Source organism: Methylomicrobium sp. Wu6 (assembly GCF_035916875.1).
Lineage (GTDB): Bacteria > Pseudomonadota > Gammaproteobacteria > Methylococcales > Methylomonadaceae > Methylomicrobium.
The window spans coordinates 1-16,781 of sequence record NZ_JAXUHN010000025.1; the positions used below are offsets into that span (position 1 = coordinate 1).

General features: G+C 50.0%; 11 protein-coding genes. 8 read left to right on the forward strand and 3 right to left on the reverse strand.

All coding sequences use genetic code 11. The features are described from left to right. Nucleotides 1-200 precede the first annotated feature (200 nt). The 5 genes from U2W12_RS01000 (at nucleotide 201) to U2W12_RS01020 (ending at nucleotide 7,890) form a co-directional block, all read left to right on the forward strand. The gene (locus U2W12_RS01000; protein WP_326498811.1) at nucleotides 201-1,772 is read left to right on the forward strand and encodes an FAD-binding protein; all 1,572 of its coding nucleotides are present in this window, start codon (nucleotides 201-203) and stop codon (nucleotides 1,770-1,772) included. Nucleotides 1,773-1,952: 180 nt separating this feature from the next. Further along, nucleotides 1,953-3,584, forward strand: coding sequence for a cytochrome P450 (locus U2W12_RS01005; protein WP_326498812.1), 1,632 nt, complete (start codon nucleotides 1,953-1,955; stop codon nucleotides 3,582-3,584). Between the two features lie 19 nt (nucleotides 3,585-3,603). Next, on the forward strand, nucleotides 3,604-4,206 hold the full coding sequence (locus U2W12_RS01010; protein ID WP_326498813.1) for a nuclear transport factor 2 family protein: 603 nt from the start codon (nucleotides 3,604-3,606) through the stop codon (nucleotides 4,204-4,206). A 79-nt stretch (nucleotides 4,207-4,285) separates the two neighbouring features. Then, on the forward strand, nucleotides 4,286-6,529 hold the full coding sequence (locus U2W12_RS01015; RefSeq protein WP_326498814.1) for a terpene cyclase/mutase family protein: 2,244 nt from the start codon (nucleotides 4,286-4,288) through the stop codon (nucleotides 6,527-6,529). 47 nt (nucleotides 6,530-6,576) lie between these two features. Further along, entirely contained in the window at nucleotides 6,577-7,890 is a 1,314-nt protein-coding gene (locus U2W12_RS01020; RefSeq protein ID WP_326498815.1) for an FAD-dependent monooxygenase, read from the forward strand. Nucleotides 7,891-8,173: 283 nt separating this feature from the next. On the opposite strand, the gene U2W12_RS01025 is transcribed toward U2W12_RS01020, so the two are convergent. The 3 genes from U2W12_RS01025 to U2W12_RS01035 form a co-directional block, all read right to left on the reverse strand. Beyond that, nucleotides 8,174-8,821, reverse strand: a complete 648-nt coding sequence (locus U2W12_RS01025) for a response regulator transcription factor (RefSeq protein ID WP_326498816.1) — start codon at nucleotides 8,819-8,821, stop codon at nucleotides 8,174-8,176. Next, the gene (locus U2W12_RS01030; protein ID WP_326498817.1) at nucleotides 8,818-10,677 is read right to left on the reverse strand and encodes an ATP-binding protein; all 1,860 of its coding nucleotides are present in this window, start codon (nucleotides 10,675-10,677) and stop codon (nucleotides 8,818-8,820) included. Before U2W12_RS01030 ends, U2W12_RS01025 begins: the two co-directional genes overlap by 4 nt. 473 nt (nucleotides 10,678-11,150) lie before the next feature. Continuing rightward, nucleotides 11,151-11,339 (reverse strand): hypothetical protein, encoded by a 189-nt coding sequence (locus tag U2W12_RS01035; protein ID WP_326498818.1) that lies wholly within the window; start codon nucleotides 11,337-11,339, stop codon nucleotides 11,151-11,153. A gap of 281 nt (nucleotides 11,340-11,620) precedes the next feature. Between U2W12_RS01035 and U2W12_RS01040 the strand changes: the two genes are divergently transcribed. The 3 genes from U2W12_RS01040 (at nucleotide 11,621) to U2W12_RS01050 (ending at nucleotide 16,666) form a co-directional block, all read left to right on the forward strand. After that, nucleotides 11,621-14,050: an arylsulfatase gene (locus U2W12_RS01040; protein ID WP_326498819.1), complete on the forward strand. Its 2,430-nt coding sequence runs from the start codon at nucleotides 11,621-11,623 to the stop codon at nucleotides 14,048-14,050. A 242-nt stretch (nucleotides 14,051-14,292) separates the two neighbouring features. Next, the gene (locus tag U2W12_RS01045; protein WP_326498820.1) at nucleotides 14,293-15,330 is read left to right on the forward strand and encodes a DUF4105 domain-containing protein; all 1,038 of its coding nucleotides are present in this window, start codon (nucleotides 14,293-14,295) and stop codon (nucleotides 15,328-15,330) included. 34 nt (nucleotides 15,331-15,364) lie between these two features. Next, nucleotides 15,365-16,666: a hypothetical protein gene (locus tag U2W12_RS01050; protein WP_326498821.1), complete on the forward strand. Its 1,302-nt coding sequence runs from the start codon at nucleotides 15,365-15,367 to the stop codon at nucleotides 16,664-16,666. Nucleotides 16,667-16,781: the final 115 nt, after the last annotated feature.

The window sequence follows — 16,781 nt, forward strand, 5'->3', positions numbered from 1 at the left end:
GAAATACGAGTGGCTGCCATTCCAATCGTTTACACCTACCGAACTTGAGGAGGCTATCGATGAAATCGGCGCTGGTTTTGGCTCTCAATACCAATTTACTTTCTGCTAAGCACTTACACGGATATAGCTGGCATGAAATAATAGGGCAACGATCAAGGATCGAGAATTGTTCTTTTACCGATTAACTTAGGCTTAACCCAGTGATAAAACTCGATCAATTATTCGAACACGTATTAACCCATTACCGCGGCATATTCGCCACCCTTTTTCTGCTGCCCGTGTCGTCGGCCTATGGCGCCTACGCCAGCCTCCGTAACTGGATTACTTTCCGCTTTAACAGCGCTCCCGCCAAACACGATGCCAGGGTTGACGCGGTGATCGATCAAATCGAGGACTGGAAAAAGCAAGGCTCGGTGCAAAAACTTTGCACCGCAAGATCAGGTTGGAAAACCATGAGCGAACTGGTGCCTAAATATAAGCTTTCGCACCGCAAGATCGATGTCGGCCTGTACGACATACTGGAAATAGACGAGCAGCGCGGCATCGTCCGGGTGGAACCGCTGGCGACCATGGGCCAGATTTCGCGCAGCCTGATTTCCCGGGGATGGACTCTTCCAGTGGTGCCGGAGTTGGACAGTCTGACGGTGGGCGGTTTGATTATGGGTTTCGGGGTGGAAACCAGCAGCCATAAATATGGGCTATTCCAGCATATTTGCGCATCCTTCGAGGTCGTGACGGCGGAGGGCCGGCTGGTCAAATGCAGTCCTTCGGAAAATTCCGATCTGTTTTATCAGATTCCGTGGAGCCATGGCACGCTAGGCTTTCTGGTGGCTGCCGAAGTGAAGATCATTCCGGTCAAAAAGTATGTTCGGCTGCACTACCGGCCTGTTTATTCACTGGATGCCATGGTCAGTGTTTTCGAGCAAGCCAGCCGCGATACCGAAAACAACGATTTCGTCGAAGCTCTGGTTTACAGCCGCGACCAGGCGGTGATCATGGTCGGCACGTTCGCCGATACCGTCGGTGCGGACGGATCTTTGAATGCTATCGGGCGATGGTATCAGCCTTGGTTTTACAAGCATGTCCAAACCTATTTGCAACAAGGAAAGGAACGCGTCGAATATCTGCCGGTGCGGGATTATTTTCACCGGCACACTCGCAGCTATTTCTGGGCCATGGAGGAAATCATTGCTTTCGGCAATCATCCGATTTTCAGGGCGTTGCTGGGCTGGGCCTTGCCGCCTAGCATCGAATTGTTGAAATACACGGAAACCGAAACCACCCGGCGGCTAAGGGAAAAGTTTCACGTGGTTCAGGACATGCTGATGCCGATCCGCTATCTGAAGCAGTCCATTGACTATTTCGATGCGCATTTCCGCTTATACCCCTTATGGCTTTCGCCGATGGTGATCAAGGATAACGGCGGACAGCCCGGCTTTGTCCATCCCTTCAGGACAGAGGAAGGCGCCGTGGACGAAATGTATGTGGATATCGGCGCCTACGGTACGCCGGACAAAAAAGATTTCGATAACGCCGTCGCCCTGCCGTTGCTGGAAAAATTCGTGATCGAACATCGGGGCTACCAAGCCTTGTATGCGAGAACCTTCATGAGTCGGGAGGATTTCAGGACCATGTTCGACCATGCCGGCTATGACCTCTTGCGGGAGCGATTGCCGTATTGCCGGCAGGCCTTCGATGAGGTGTATGACAAGGTTTCCTCGCAAGGCAGGATTTCGCCGATCGAGATGAGGAAGCTGGAAAAGGCCGGTTGAGTCCTGCTGCTTTTGTTCCGATGAGCATTCAGAAAGTTTTGTGTATTAGCCGGGCACCGAGTAGAATCGCAGGTTGCCTGGCGCCCCTGTAACAGAAAGGGATTATGCTCTTCGAGGAATCTAGAGGTTATACCATTAGATTTAGAGTTCCTTAATGCATACAGATATCCAGCTTCAAATATGAATACGACGACTACCGAAAAATCCGTTTCGCCCGGCATGGCGCCGCCGAAAATGCCTGGCGCATTGCCGCTCTTGGGGCATATGCTCGCCTTTGGCAAAAATCCCTTTGACTACATGATGAAACTCAGAAATTCACTGGGAGAAATCGGCGAATTCCGTATGTTTCATCAAAAAATGGTGTTGATGACCGGCCCTGAAGCGAATGAAGCTTTTTTTCGCGCGCCCGACGCGCAACTGGATCAAAGCCAGGCATATAAAATCATGACGCCTATTTTCGGTAAAGGCGTGGTTTTTGATGCGCCGCCGCATAAAAAAGACCAACAGCTTAAAATGCTGATGCCGGTATTGCGCGATAAGCCGATGCGTGGCTACGCCCAAGTGATCGTCCGGGAAGTCGAACAAATGATTGCCCGGTGGGGCGATGCCGGCGAAATTGATTTGCTTGAGTTTATGAAAGAACTCACCATTTACACCTCCAGTCACTGTTTGTTGGGCGATGAATTCCGCTATGAACTGAATGAAGAATTCGCAAAAATTTATCACGACCTTGAAAAAGGCGTAAATCCGCTGGCTTTTGTTTTTCCTTATTTGCCTTTGCCGGTATTTCGCCGTCGCGATAAGGCACGCGCCAGGCTTCAAGAATTAGTCACCGGTATTATTGCCAAAAGAGCACGGAAGCCGGAGAAAAGTGAAGACGCGTTTCAAATGCTGATTGATGCCCGCTATGATGACGGCAGCAGCCTATCCGCGCATGAAATCACGGGCATGTTAATCGGTACAATATTCGCTGGCCACCATACCACGGCAGGAACGGCGGCCTGGACCTTGCTGGAATTGGCGCGCCGGCCTGAATATCTGCGGCTTGTATTGAATGAACTGGATGCTAACTTCGGGACTGATGGCGAAGTCACATTTCAATCTTTACGTGAAACTCCGGCACTGGAAAACGTGATTAAAGAAGTGTTGCGCCTGCATCCGCCGTTGATTTTTTTAATCCGCAAAGTGATGCGGGATTTTCATTTTAAAGGCTATATCGTCAAAGCCGGCAAATACGTTTGTGCCTCGCCGCGGGTATCGCACCGTATTGCGGATATTTTCCCCGATCCGGAAAAATTCGATCCTGAGCGCTATTCGGAAACGCGCCAGGAAGATGCCAGGCCTTTCAGTTGGATTGCCTTTGGCGGCGGCAAACACAAATGCAGCGGCAACGCGTTTGCGATGCTGCAACTCAAAGCCATTTTCAGCATTTTGTTACGCCGATATACCTTTGAACTGATCGACGGCAAAGACAGTTATCAGGACGATTTCACCCAAATGGTGGTGCAACCGTTATCGCCTTGCCGTGTCCGTTATCTAAAACGCACGGACATTAAAGGCGCCGCTGCCGACTCAGTGAGTAATAAAGCGCAAGGAAACATTCAAACCGGTCCCGGCTATCATATAAAAATCGACCGGGAGCTTTGCCAAGGCCATGCGACTTGCATGACTGAAGCGCCCGAGCTTTTTTACGTAGACGACGCAGGCAATGTCACTGTCTTACAAGAATACCCGCCGCTGGACTTGCTGGCGAAAGCCCGGCAAGCCGAAAAATACTGCCCAACCCAAGCAATTAAAATTGAACTGAAGTAGAACGCATAAGAGTCGAAAAATGGCCGCATATCCCAGAGCAGAACTTGAGGAAATGGTTGAACGTTGGTTGCAGGCGAATCGCGACGCTGAAAAAGAAGGCAACTGGCCCAAACACTTAGGTAAAATGTATACTGATGACGCCGAATATCGCTGGAATATCGGCCCTAATGAAGAATTTGTTGCGCGTAGCCGTAAGGAAATAGAAGAATGGGCTTTAGGCGTGCAAATGGAAGGCTTTGAACAATGGCGCTATCCGTACCACCGCATTTTAATCGACGAAAAACAGGGCGAAGTGATAGGCTTGTGGCGTCAAGTGTCGCCTGCGCTACGTGAAGACGGAACGCATTATGAAGTCGCGGGCATTGGCGGTTCCTGGTTTCGGTATGGCGGCAATTTTAAATGGGAATGGCAACGGGATTTTTTTGATTTAGGCAATGTGAAAGCCTTGTTTTTCGAGTTGGCCGCCGACGGCAAACTCGACCCGGCCGTCAAAAGGAAAATCGGCAAATTGGCCAAAGGACAATTACTGCCCGGTCACGAACGTTTGCGCAAACCGCCCGGTTTGTTGAAAAAGCTGAAGGGGTTTTTGGTAATGGTACGTATTGCTTTGTTTAATGAATGATTCCAAAACGCATGGCTACCCTTCTTCAAAGGATCGCATCTGTTGCTCAACCCCGCTAAAAGGAACATCACAATAATCTATGCTGCATGTAAAACCCGCTTGGAAAAACTGGCAACTGATCACTGAAAAAGGCCGACAAATTTGGGCATACAAGCCTGGCTCAAATAATATCGATGAACATCTACAACATGTTGATGACCTCTCGGACGAAGAAATAGTACGGTTTGCCGAAGATTTTCAGTTCGACGCATTTCAGAATCCCAATTCCGGCGACAAGGTTTACCGGCACGCCGCTGTCAACGCCAGGTTCAAGGAATTTACCGGACAAATCCCGCGAGCAGAAAACCCTGAAGAGCAAAAAATCGTGGAAGCGCTCGTCAAGGGTATGAACTACTACTCATATTTGCAGAGCGAAGAGGGGCATTGGCCGGGCGATTACGGCGGTCCGCTATTTCTTTTACCCGGTCTGCTGATCGCTTCTTTTATTTCCGATACCCCGTTTCCCAAAGCGCACCGGGAAATGATGAAGGTTTATTTATTCAACCATCAAAATAAAGATGCCGGCTGGGGCATGCATATCGAAGGCGAATCGACCATGTTTGGCACCGTCATGCAATATGTGGCGTTGCGTCTTTTGGGAGTGGATAAGGATCATGAACAGCTGATCAAGGCTAGGGCGTGGATCAAAAGCCATGGCGGCGCAACCGGCATCCCTTCCTGGGGGAAATTTTATCTTGCTGTTTTGAATCTATACGACTGGCAAGGTTTTAACAGTCTGTTTCCGGAAATGTGGTTATTTCCCAAATGGCTGCCGGTACATCCCTGGCGCTACTGGTGTCACACGCGCATGGTTTACCTGCCGATGGCCTATTGCTATGCGCAGCGGATTAAAGCACGCGAAAATGAACTGATTTTGTCCCTAAGGGAGGAAATTTATAACGAAGATTTCGCTTCCATTGATTGGCCGAAGCAACGTAATGCCGTTTGTGGAAAAGATTGCTATACCACCCCGTCTCCGGTACTGAAGTGGATGAATTTTTTCACCAATAATTATGAAAAATTCAAATGCGCCTGGTTACGAAAAAAGTCTACAAGCTACATTTTGAAATACCTCGATGCCGAGGATGAGCAAACCGGCTACCTCAACATAGGCCCCGTCAATCAAGCCATTAATTCTATTTGTATCTGGCATGCCTATGGCAAAGATTCCGAACGATTTAAAAAGCATGTCGCGCGTTGGTACGATTATTTATGGGTTGCCGAAGATGGCATGAAAATGAATGGTTACAACGGTTCGCAGCTTTGGGACACCGCTTTTGCAACCCGCGCCATGCTGGAAAGTGATCTGTGTAAACTGTTTCCTGCGACGATTGCAAAAAGCTATCGGTTTATCGAACTATCGCAAATTCAGACTGAACATTCGACGCATGCCGAGTTTTTCCGTCATCCCATGATAGGCAGTTGGCCCTTTTCAACGGCTGAACAAGGCTGGCCGGTTGCAGATTGCACGGCAGAAGGCTTAAGCGCTACGTTGGCTATTCATGGTTCGGGGCTGGTTAAACCGGAGATTGATGAAATACGCATTAAAAAAGCCGTTGATGTTATCCTTTCTTACCAAAATAGCGATGGCGGCTGGGCAACCTATGAATTGACTCGAGCACCCAAGTGGCTGGAAAAACTTAATCCTTCTGAAGTGTTTGCCGACATTATGATCGATTATTCGTGGACGGAGTGTACGGCAGCTTGCGTTATTTCGTTACTGGAAATTCAGGAAACGGATCCTGCATATAAAAACAGCGAGATACGCAAAGCTATTAGCGCAGGGCTCAGTTTTATCCTTAAGCAGCAAAAGCCGGATGGTTCCTGGTATGGCGGCTGGGCGGTGTGTTTTACCTATGCGACCTGGTTCGGCGTGGAAGCGCTCAGTAAGGCCAAGGGTAGGGGGTATCATGACGATGCGACATTAGCAGACGGCGTAAACAAAGCCTGCGCCTTTTTAGTCGGCAAACAAAAAGCGGATGGCGGCTGGGGCGAGACGTTCGAATCGTGTTCCAAGCTGGTTTATTCCGAGGCATCGGCGTCTCAAGCAGTTAATACGGCTTGGGCCTTGCTGGCGCTGATGGCCGCTGAGTACAGCGAAAGAGAAGTTATCAAATCGGGCATTAATGTGCTGTTGAATAAACAAAGCGGCATCGGCGATTGGCCCCAGGAAAGCATTTCCGGCGTTTTTAATTATAACTGCATGATAACCTATGCCAACTACAGGAATATCTTTCCCATCTGGGCGTTGAGCCGATACTATAGGCGGACTATTCAGGGATGATAAATGAATCAACGCAGTTTAATGAGCTCGTACCCGGGGGGCTTAGTATGAAGTCGGAGTTCGACATTTGCATTATCGGAGCAGGGATGGCGGGCGCCACCATCGCCGCTTATCTAGCCCCCAAGGGCATCAAAATCGCGTTAATCGATCAGTGTTTTAAGGAGAAAATGCGCATCGTCGGTGAATTGTTACAACCCGGAGCCGTTCAGTCATTTGAGCAAATGGGGCTCGGGTCTTTACTGGATGATTTCGATGCGCAGCCGGTTGAAGGCTATTCGCTACTGCAAGGCGAAGAAAAAATAACGATTCCTTATCCGGAAAATTTTAAGGGGATGGGCTTGCATAATGGCCGGTTTTTGCAGCGCATCAGAGCCTCTGCCCTACAAAATGAATCGGTTACGCAAATACACGGCAAAGCATTGCAATTGCTGGAAAATGAGCAGGATGAAATTATCGGTGTGAGTTATAGGGAATCTCTCTCGTCCGAGATAAAGGCCATTTATGCGCCCTTAACTATAACCAGCGACGGGTTCTTTTCAAATTTTAGAGAGCATCTGAGCAATAATGAAAAAACCGTGACATCCTACTTTATCGGTTTGATTTTAAAAAATTGTGAAATGCCTTTTCCGAAACATGGGCATGTGTTTTTGTCGGGACCGACACCGTTTATTTGTTATCCTATTTCGAGCTTTGAAGTCAGGTTATTAATTGATTTCCCGGGGGGGCAGCTTCCCAGAAAAGTAGCGCTGCAAGCGCATTTGGATGCCAATGTTACGCCTTATATTCCCGAGTGTATGCGCAGCAGCTATGAGCAGGCCTTGCGGGAAGATGGATTCAAGGTCATGCCTAATCACTATATGGCGGCTAAACCCATCATCAGGAAAGGCGCGGTAATGCTGGGCGATGCGCTTAATATGCGTCATCCGTTAACTGGCGGCGGTTTGACAGCGGTATTCTCGGATATACAAATATTAAGTACGCATTTATTGGCTATGCCAAATTTCAACAATGCGGATTTGATTCACGAAAAAATTGAGGCGTACTACAGAGACAGGCAATACGCCAATGCCAACCTTAATATTCTTGCCAATGCGCTATACGGCGTGATGTCGAATGATTTGCTTAAAACGGCGGTTTTCAAATATCTAAAGTGCGGCGGCGCAAACGCCCAAGAGTCGATAGCTATTTTGGCCGGATTAAACAAGAATCATTATTCTTTGATTAAACAGTTTTTTTCGGTGGCGTTGTTCGGCGCCTACGACACCGTGCGTGAAAGCATAATGAATATCCCCAAGGCAATAAAAATTCTGTCGGATGCGTTCACTATCATTAAGCCCTTGGCTAAAAATGAGCTTTGGTAGCGGCGGTTGTTGGCGTTTATTTTCAATAAATCAGCACTGGCTCAATGCAATACTTTATTGTAATCAGCGCGAAAGCGTTGATTACTGAGCAGGCTCGATCCTATTTGAAGCCGTTCGGACTTGGCTCATCGAAGCCATGGGGTATTTCGGCGAGTTCAACATGAACAGCAAATAATTGATGCGGTTTTGGGAGGGCTTGAATTTGTTCAAGGATTCGTCAAGAAAGTCCACAGAGTTTGTAGAGGCGCGAAGGCGCACATCTATTTTTGACAATACCGGTTATTCACGGTTGATAATCGTTTCGAACCGGCGCTACGGGTCTAATTCCAACCCGTTCGGCCAGGCGCACCACATCGGCTAAAGACCGGGCTTTTAATTTCGTCATCAGATGCGCGCGGTGGACCTTGATTGTTTTTTCGCAGGTTCCGAGGTCGGCCGCGATTTGTTTGTTGCGCCTGCCGTAAACGACATGTTCGAGAACCTCCAGTTCGCGTGGGGTGAGGGTTGCCAGCCTCTCCCGGATTTCTGCCAGTTCGGCGCGAGTCTGCCCGCCTAAGCGGTCCTTTTCGATGGCGGCATGGATGGCTTCGATCAAGTCCTGGCCTTGAACGGGTTTGGTCAGAAAATCGACGGCGCCTTGTTTCATTGCTCGCACACTCATCGGAATATCGCCGTGGCCGGTCAGAAAAATGACTGGTAATTCATTACCCCGGGCGGCAAGTTCTTGTTGCAGTTCCAGGCCATTGAGATCCGGCATGGATACATCCAGTACCAGACAGCCGTGTGGAGCGGGTTCGAATTGCTCAAGAAATTCCTGCGGCGAAGCGAACGCAGCCACGTTCAGGTCGAAAGAACGCAACAGACGCGACAGGGCTTCCAATACGGCTGAATCGTCGTCGATCATAAATACGGTGGGAACGGATTCGCTCATGCGCTCTCTCCATGATGGATCGGCAGCGTAAAATAAAAGCCGGTGCCGCTGGGGTTATTGTTGATGGCCCAGAGTTGACCTCTGTGGGCGGTGATCATGTTGCGGCAAATCGTGAGCCCCAGTCCCATGCCATGCGATTTGGTGGTGAAGAACGGTTCAAACACGCTTTCGATATTTTCAGAGAGAATACCCGGTCCCTGATCGACAACGGACACCTGGGCTTTATCATCGCCGGTCCGTTCGGTGCGGATAAAAATCCTGCGTTTGTTTTCTTGAGTGCGGGACATAGCTTCGCAGGCATTCATGATCAGGTTAAGCAACACTTGCTGGAGTTGCACGCGATCGCCAATGACTGCATTCAATTTCTGATCGAGATCGGCATTCACGGTAATATTGTGATTCACCAAATCGCTGTTCACAAGCTTCAAGACATCTTGAACGATTTTGTTTAGATCAATCGGCAGCAGTTGAACATCGCCCTTCTTCAACATCTGGCGCAAGCGCTGAATGATATCGCCGGCGCGCCTGTCCTCGACGATGATGTCGTTGAGTATATTGCGAACTTCGGCGAGATCGGCCTTGCCGCGCGCGAGGAAGCGTTGGGCGGCCTGGGCGTTGCTGAGGATGGCCGTCAGCGGCTGATTCAACTCGTGCGCCAGTGAACCGGACAGTTCGCCAAGGAGTGTCACACGCGAAAGGTGCGTCAGTTCGTTACGTTGCAGTTGCACCTCCAGTTCCGCTTGTTTGCGCCGGGTAATATCCATCGTAACTCCCAGCATTCGCAGGGGTTGGCTGCGATCGCCGAATTCGATGCGACCGCGCGAGTTAAACCAGTGTAACCGGCCATCCGGCATCTTAATCCGGTATTCGCTTTCAAAATTGCCGCTCCCCGTCATTGACTTTTCTACCGCGAGCCTGACACGTTGGCGATCCTCTTCATATAGGCCGCTCAGAAAGTTATCGAAACTGATTTTCTCCGACTCGGCGGTGCCGTACAACGTAGGGGTTATTTCCGTACTCCAAATTTCATCACGCACAATGTCCCACTCCCACAGCCTCAGATCAGCGGCGCTCGCCGCCAGATGCATGCGTTGCTTGCTGATACGCAATTCTGCTTCGCTCGCCTGCAACTGATCAGCGATCTGCACCGAATGCAACATATCGTAGCTCAGCTCATAGGACATGGCGACAAGAATAGGCATGAAGGAAAGGCCGACGATATAGGGCGAATTGATTGCTCCTATGTTCACCAGTAGGGAATGGACTAACGCTGTCAGCAGGAAAAAAATGATACTGCCGCTGAAAACGATGGCGCGGCGGCGTCCGATATCTGTTTCTCTGCGCCACAGGGCGACTGCCGCATCCAGTACAAACGCCGCGAGAGCCAAGGTGCTGAGCGGGCCGACGACGTACCATGGATTGAGTATGCCTTGAGCGATCGAGACCGTTTCACCGCCTAAAACCGTTACCTGCTTGAGACCCGTGATTTCCTTGAAAAACAAGTTCTGCCCGGTGGTCAAGCTCAGGATTAATGCGAGTACGCGCAAACCTGCTCCCGTCCAGGCGAGCCAAGATCGCCCGGCATCGAAGTAAAAGCGTACGAAGCAAACAATTGCTACCCAAAGAACGAGAATGGGAAGGTGAACCCAGCGCAGAATCGTCGCCATTTGTTCGATCGAAGTCGTTCGCATGGCCATCAATTCTAGGCCGGTGATAATGGCGACAGCGACGGCAGCGACCGCGAAGGATAAATTCGCCCATGTTTGTATGCCCTTGGCCCAGATAAAAAGGGGCAGCAGCGCGAAGGTCAGGGATGCCGACGCCAGCATCGACCAGAGTACAGTAATCCAGCTCATCGAAAGGCCGCCGAACGTGTTGAATCACAGTACATTTTGCCGGCCGGATGCTTAAACGAGGGAATAAGGAATGGAAGTGCCATTCTGATTATCCAATAAATCAATGAGCAGATTTTTTGCAGGGAGGCATCATGCTGAAACGTCGATTCTAAAAACAATATGTTCGGTAGAAATTTTGTGTTTCGATTCAAGCAAACTTACCCTAAAGTCCAATAGCCGTGAATTGCAAGCGCAAGTAATATACCATGAAAAAGTTGCGTTATTAACTGTCGAAAACCATTAAGGTCGGAGTTAGCCGAATTGCATCATCGATTTCTTGGGCATGGGAGCCAAAGTTTTATTTGGGTCATGCGGTTGTTGGCTCCGAATCTATTAAAGTTTGGACTTTGGGATTGCCGTAATCCGGTCTACAGGGACATTTGAGCTTGCTTCCCTTGGTACTGGAATCGGCCCGTTCCTGTTTGCTCTAACGCCTATCCATGCAGTCGCCCCGCTATGGCGGCATTTGTTCCATCGGTATGGTTAAAGGGGAGGCAGGCCAGCGGTAGCGTCATCAATGGACGATGTTTAAGATGTTTAATAAGTGTTTTTCTTTCATGGCAATGAGGATAAGAAAATGTTAAAAAAATCGATTTCAGTAATCGCATGTTTGGTTTTTTCATCGATCGTATCCGCGGAATGCGTGAAGACTGTAAGGGGGAAGACCGTTTGTGATAGTGGACAGGCTGCTGGCGGATATAATCCAAAGACCGGCAGTGCCTGGAAGTCCCAGACGAATCAGAGTGGAGTGACTACCACCGAAACCAGCCGGGGAGGTCAAGCCAAAACCAAAAACGGTGTGGGAGCCGTACAGACGCCGGGTGGAAAAACATGCGTCAAAACCCGTAATAACAAAGGGTGCAATTAAGTATTAGACGATTTATCCGGATAAAAGGGGATGCATATGCGGCGAAAAAATTTACTTTCCTTACTCATTTTCATCCTGGGCTTAGTTGTAACTGGCTTATGCATCGCTCAGGCCCCCCCTGTATTGGATCGCACGGTGCTGCCGATTCCGGAACCCAACTATCCCCACAGCACCGTGTTCGATGTCCGTAACGCGGAGGCACCGCCGCGCTTTCAGATCAAAGCCCCCGAAGGCGCTCCCAATGTACTGATCGTATTGATCGACGACATGGGTTTCGGTATGTCCAGCGCCTTCGGCGGGCCGGTGCAAATGCCGACCGTCGAAAAGCTGGCGAACCAGGGACTTCGCTACAACCAGTTCCATACTACCGCCCTGTGCTCGCCAACGCGCACGGCGCTGCTGAGTGGCCGCAATCACCACATGAACAACATGGGGTCCATCACGGAGATGGCCACCGCCTTTCCGGGCGCCACCGGCCAGCGTCCGAACAATGTCGCGCCGCTTGCAGAGATGCTGCGTCTGAACGGTTACAGCACGGGCTTCTTCGGTAAAAACCACGAAACCGCCGCCTGGGAAGTCAGTCCTTCCGGCCCTACCGATCGTTGGCCGACGCGCTCGGGCTTCGATAAATTCTACGGTTTCATCGGCGGCGAGACCAACCAGTGGGCGCCGATGCTTTATGAAGGGCTGAATCAGATCGAAACGCCGAAGGACCCGAACTACCACTTCATGGCGGATATGACCGATCAGGCCATCAACTGGATGCGTTACCAAAAAGCGCTTACCCCGGATAAGCCATTCTTCATGTATTTTGCGCCGGGAGCCACTCACGCACCGCACCATGTGCCGAAGGAGTGGATCGCCAAGTACAAAGGCAAGTTCGATCAGGGTTGGGACAAGTTCCGTGAAGAGACGCTGGCTCGCCAGATCAAATTGGGCGTGGTGCCTGCCGGCACCCAACTGGCGCCGAAGCCGGAGGCCATCAAGGACTGGGATAAGCTGTCGGCGGACGAAAAAAAGCTTTTCACTCGCCAGATGGAAATCTTTGCCGGATTCAGCGAGTACGCCGACACTGAAATCGGCCGATTGATTCAGTCCATCGACGACATGAGCCAACTTGAAAACACTCTGATCTTCTATATAGTAGGCGACAACGGCACCAGCGCCGAAGGCGGCATGAACGGGATGTTCAACGAGTATACCTATTTCAACGATGTACAGGAATCTGTCAAAGATATCCTGAAGCGTTACGACCAGCTTGGCGGCCCGATGTCGTATCCGCACATGGCCGCCGGTTGGGCGGTCGCAGGCGATACGCCGTTTACCTGGACGAAGCAGGTTGCTTCCAATTTCGGCGGCACCCGCAACGGCATGGTCATTCACTGGCCGAAACGTATCAAAGCCAAAGGCGAAGTGCGTCCACAGTTCCATCATGTGATCGATATTGCGCCGACGGTATTGGAAGCTGCGGGATTGCCGGAACCTAAAAGTGTCAACGGCACCTCCCAGGAGCCGATCGAAGGCGTGAGCATGGTGTATAGTTTCGAGGATCCAAATGCCGCCAGTAGGCACACCACGCAGTACTTTGAAATTTTCGGCAACCGCGCCATCTATCACGATGGCTGGTTCGCGGGAACTATCCATAGGGCACCTTGGGAAATGAAACCTCGCGCGGCTCTGCTCGACGACAAATGGGAGCTTTACGATACGCGCACCGACTTCAGCCTGGCGAACGACCTGGCGGCGCAGAATCCGGCAAAGCTTAAGGAACTGCAGGACATTTTCGTCCAGGAAGCGATCAAGAACCGGGTGTTGCCGATCGACGATCGCGGCCTTGAACGCGCCGTCGCCAAGATGGTGGGTCGTCCGGATTTAATGGCTGGTCGCACTGCGCTCACCGTCTATCCGGGAATGACGGGCATGTCGGAGAGCGTTTTTATAAACGTTAAGAATAGTTCGCATTCGATTACGGCCGAGGTGGAGATTCCCAAGCAGGGCGCCAAAGGCGTAATTCTGGCGCAGGGCGGACGCTTCGGCGGCTGGACGCTTTATCTCGATAAGGCCGGCAAGCCGGTCTATACCTATAACGTCCTGGGTCTGAAGCGTTATTCCGTTTCGTCTCCAACCAGTTTAAAGGCCGGCAAGTCGACAGTCGCCTTCGAATTCGCCTATGACGGCGGAGGATTAGGTAAAGGCGGTATGGGCACGATCTTGGTCGACGGCAAACAAGTCGCTCAAGGGCGGATTGAGCAAACCCAGGGGATGTTTTTCTCCGCTGACGAGGGTGCTGATGTCGGTGTAGACGAGTCTACCCCGGTGACTGAAGCCTATAAGGAGGGAGATAACCGCTTCACCGGCAAGGTCGACAAGGTGACCGTCGCATTAAAAGAAATGCCGCCGTCTGTCGCAGCTGCCGGAGACAAAGCCCAGCGCGAAAGCGCCGCGAAAAAGGCGCTGTCCGACTAGGACAGGGATACACAGAACCATCGTGCGGGGGGATGGATAAAGTTATACGCACTAAAGCACGAGTTTCAGGGGAGACATAGCGATGGCAAAACCGTCGAACGGGTCATCGCTATCTTTTCGGTTGGTGTATCGTCATTTTTGTGATGAGAAAAGGTCATTATGCTTGAACGGAAGACATCAAATCTTCTTACAAGGGGAAAGGCTGATTTTTTAATGAAGCGTCATCACTCTGCAAAGATTTAATGCAGTTTCTAACTCAATCGGCATTGCGCACTACGGGCGGTATGGGAAAATTTACCAAGATGTTATTCATGGCATTAACCCTGATAGGAACGACCCTATGGGGAACGTTTGCCGTTTATTTTGGCGATTCCCACAACAGCATCATGCAGACTTGTGTGGCCATTGTATTTGGCTTGTGCGGCCTGGCAACGTTGATCGGTTTGGTTTTTCCGCGTTGGCGCAAGCGGTGTTTGACCGGTTATGCGATTCTGTTTGCAGCAATTCTGACGTGGTGGTTTTTGATTAGCCCGTCAAATGATCGGCAATGGCAAACCGATGTCGCCAAACTGGCCTATGCCACGTTCGATGGCGAAAAGGTCACGGTACACAATATCCGCAATTTTGATTATCGGAGCGAGTTTGATTACCAGCCGGCTTATTACACCAAAACCTATGACTTGAACAAACTGGAAGGGGTGGATCTGATCGCGGTTTACTGGATGGGCCCCGCCATTGCGCATACGATTCTCAGTTTCAATTTCGGCGGTAATGAACATCTGGCTATCTCGATCGAAGCACGCAAAGAGCTGAGTGAAGGCTATTCGACGATCAAAGGTTTTTTCCGCCAGTTTGAACTGATTTACATCGTGGCGGATGAACGCGATGTGATTCGCCTGCGCACCAACTACCGTAAGGAGCCTCCTGAAGAAGTTTATCTTTACCGGCTACAAGGCCCGCTCGAAAACGCCCGGCGTCTCTTCATGGAGTATATGAAAAGGATTAATGAATTGAATGCAACGCCGGCGTTTTACAATACCTTGCTGGATAATTGCACCACGGCTATCTGGCTTAATACCCGGATCAATCCCACACATCTGCCGTTTTCCTGGAAAATTCTCTTAAGCGGTTACGTGCCGGAATACCTGTACGAGTCCGGTCGGCTTGATAAGCAAGTTCCTTTTTCCGAATTACAGAAACAAGCCCATATCAATGATCGAGCTCATGCCGCCGATCTGTCAGCTGATTTTTCAGCGCGCATTCGTGCGCCTCTTAAATAATTGACTTTTATAAAATACCGGGGATAACCGTACCATGAATAATTTTTTAAAATACCGCTCGCTCAAAACCGGATGCTTGTTGTCATCTCTCTCAATAGCGGTGCTGTTATCCGCGTGTTCCAGTTTTGGCAAAGGGGTGACCGAAGCCCTTCTCGAAAAAACCGAAAAGGAAGATACCCGACTTTGTCAGGTGTGGGGCAAGCCTTTTGCCGGCATCGGTGCGAGTCTGGCCAAAAGCAAAGGCAAAACCAAGATGCTGTTTGTGCATGGGGTTGGTGATCACATCCCGGGCTATACCACCGAATTTCTGGAGAAATTAGCCAAAGATCTGAACTTGAATGTGCGTTCGGAAAGTCAGAAAAATATTCAGCTGGCTGCTCCCTTGGTTCCTGGCAAGAAGCTTGGTAATTTGCGGGTCACTCATCTTTTGAACGAACAAAACGGCAAGGAACTGACATTTTATGAACTCACCTGGTCGGAAATTACCCGTCACGAAAAAGAGCTTTTGGCGTTCGATAATTCCGGGGAATATGAATTCCGGCGGGCCAAGATTAACGGCATGCTGAAAAAATTCAGCAATGATACTGGTCCCGATCCGATTATTTATCTCGGAAAAAGCAGAGAGGCGATTCTGGCGTCATTCGGGCAGTCATTCTGCTGGATGGCTAGCCGTGATTGGGAAGATCTGCCCGAAAGTGGGGAACATACGTGCTGGGGCTTAGATGATTCCGCAATCGATCATATCGCGAATGATGATTATGTGGTGATTTCTCATAGCCTGGGTAGCCGAATCGTGATTGACGGCATGCAGCGCATTGCGCATCTGTTGGCAAACACCGAGAAATATGAGGATCCTAAACGTGGAGTGGTGGTTACCAAAAAAACAATTGAGGCGTTTCAGCACAAGCATATCCCAATTTTTATGCTGTCCAACCAGTTGCCGATGCTGCAATTGGGCCGGGAACTTCCCGAAGTGGCGGGTCAATATGCCGATTATTGCGATCCTAAGGGAGCGCATTACGACAAGCGCATGGTCAGCGAAACGTCGCTTATCGCCTTCAGCGATCCGAATGACCTATTAAGTTATGGCATACCTCCAGGATACAGCGACAAATATCTGGATTCCAGGTTATGTGCCAATATCACCAATGTCAATATTAATATAGCTAAAGTCATGGATGCTTTTGGTCTCAGCGATTTGGCCAATCCTATGGAAGCGCATGTAGGGTACGATCAAGATGATCGTGTGATTGCTATGATTGCGAATGGCATTGGCAATGAGAATACTTCACCTCTGGTAAAACAACGATGTGAATTTACTAAAACGGTTAAATAGAGCCTGCTCAGAAAGTCTTAATGAACAATAAAATCTATCGGTTTCGGCGTAAGTTATTGATATAAAGTGATTCTGAGGCAAATTTACTACATTGCGGCTCTGGCAAATTCAAATA

What these genes read in the sequence shown, in the direction of transcription:
- U2W12_RS01030 (WP_326498817.1), bottom strand. Translation starts at nt 10,677, where the DNA reads ATGAGCTGGATTACTGTACTCTGGTCGATGCTGGCGTCGGCATCCCTG.
- U2W12_RS01015 (WP_326498814.1), top strand. Translation starts at nt 4,286, where the DNA reads ATGCTGCATGTAAAACCCGCTTGGAAAAACTGGCAACTGATCACTGAA.
- U2W12_RS01005 (WP_326498812.1), top strand. Translation starts at nt 1,953, where the DNA reads ATGAATACGACGACTACCGAAAAATCCGTTTCGCCCGGCATGGCGCCG.
- U2W12_RS01020 (WP_326498815.1), top strand. Translation starts at nt 6,577, where the DNA reads ATGAAGTCGGAGTTCGACATTTGCATTATCGGAGCAGGGATGGCGGGC.
- U2W12_RS01045 (WP_326498820.1), top strand. Translation starts at nt 14,293, where the DNA reads ATGCAGTTTCTAACTCAATCGGCATTGCGCACTACGGGCGGTATGGGA.
- U2W12_RS01050 (WP_326498821.1), top strand. Translation starts at nt 15,365, where the DNA reads ATGAATAATTTTTTAAAATACCGCTCGCTCAAAACCGGATGCTTGTTG.
- U2W12_RS01035 (WP_326498818.1), bottom strand. Translation starts at nt 11,339, where the DNA reads ATGAAAAAACCAAACATGCGATTACTGAAATCGATTTTTTTAACATTT.
- U2W12_RS01040 (WP_326498819.1), top strand. Translation starts at nt 11,621, where the DNA reads ATGCGGCGAAAAAATTTACTTTCCTTACTCATTTTCATCCTGGGCTTA.
- U2W12_RS01010 (WP_326498813.1), top strand. Translation starts at nt 3,604, where the DNA reads ATGGCCGCATATCCCAGAGCAGAACTTGAGGAAATGGTTGAACGTTGG.
- U2W12_RS01025 (WP_326498816.1), bottom strand. Translation starts at nt 8,821, where the DNA reads ATGAGCGAATCCGTTCCCACCGTATTTATGATCGACGACGATTCAGCC.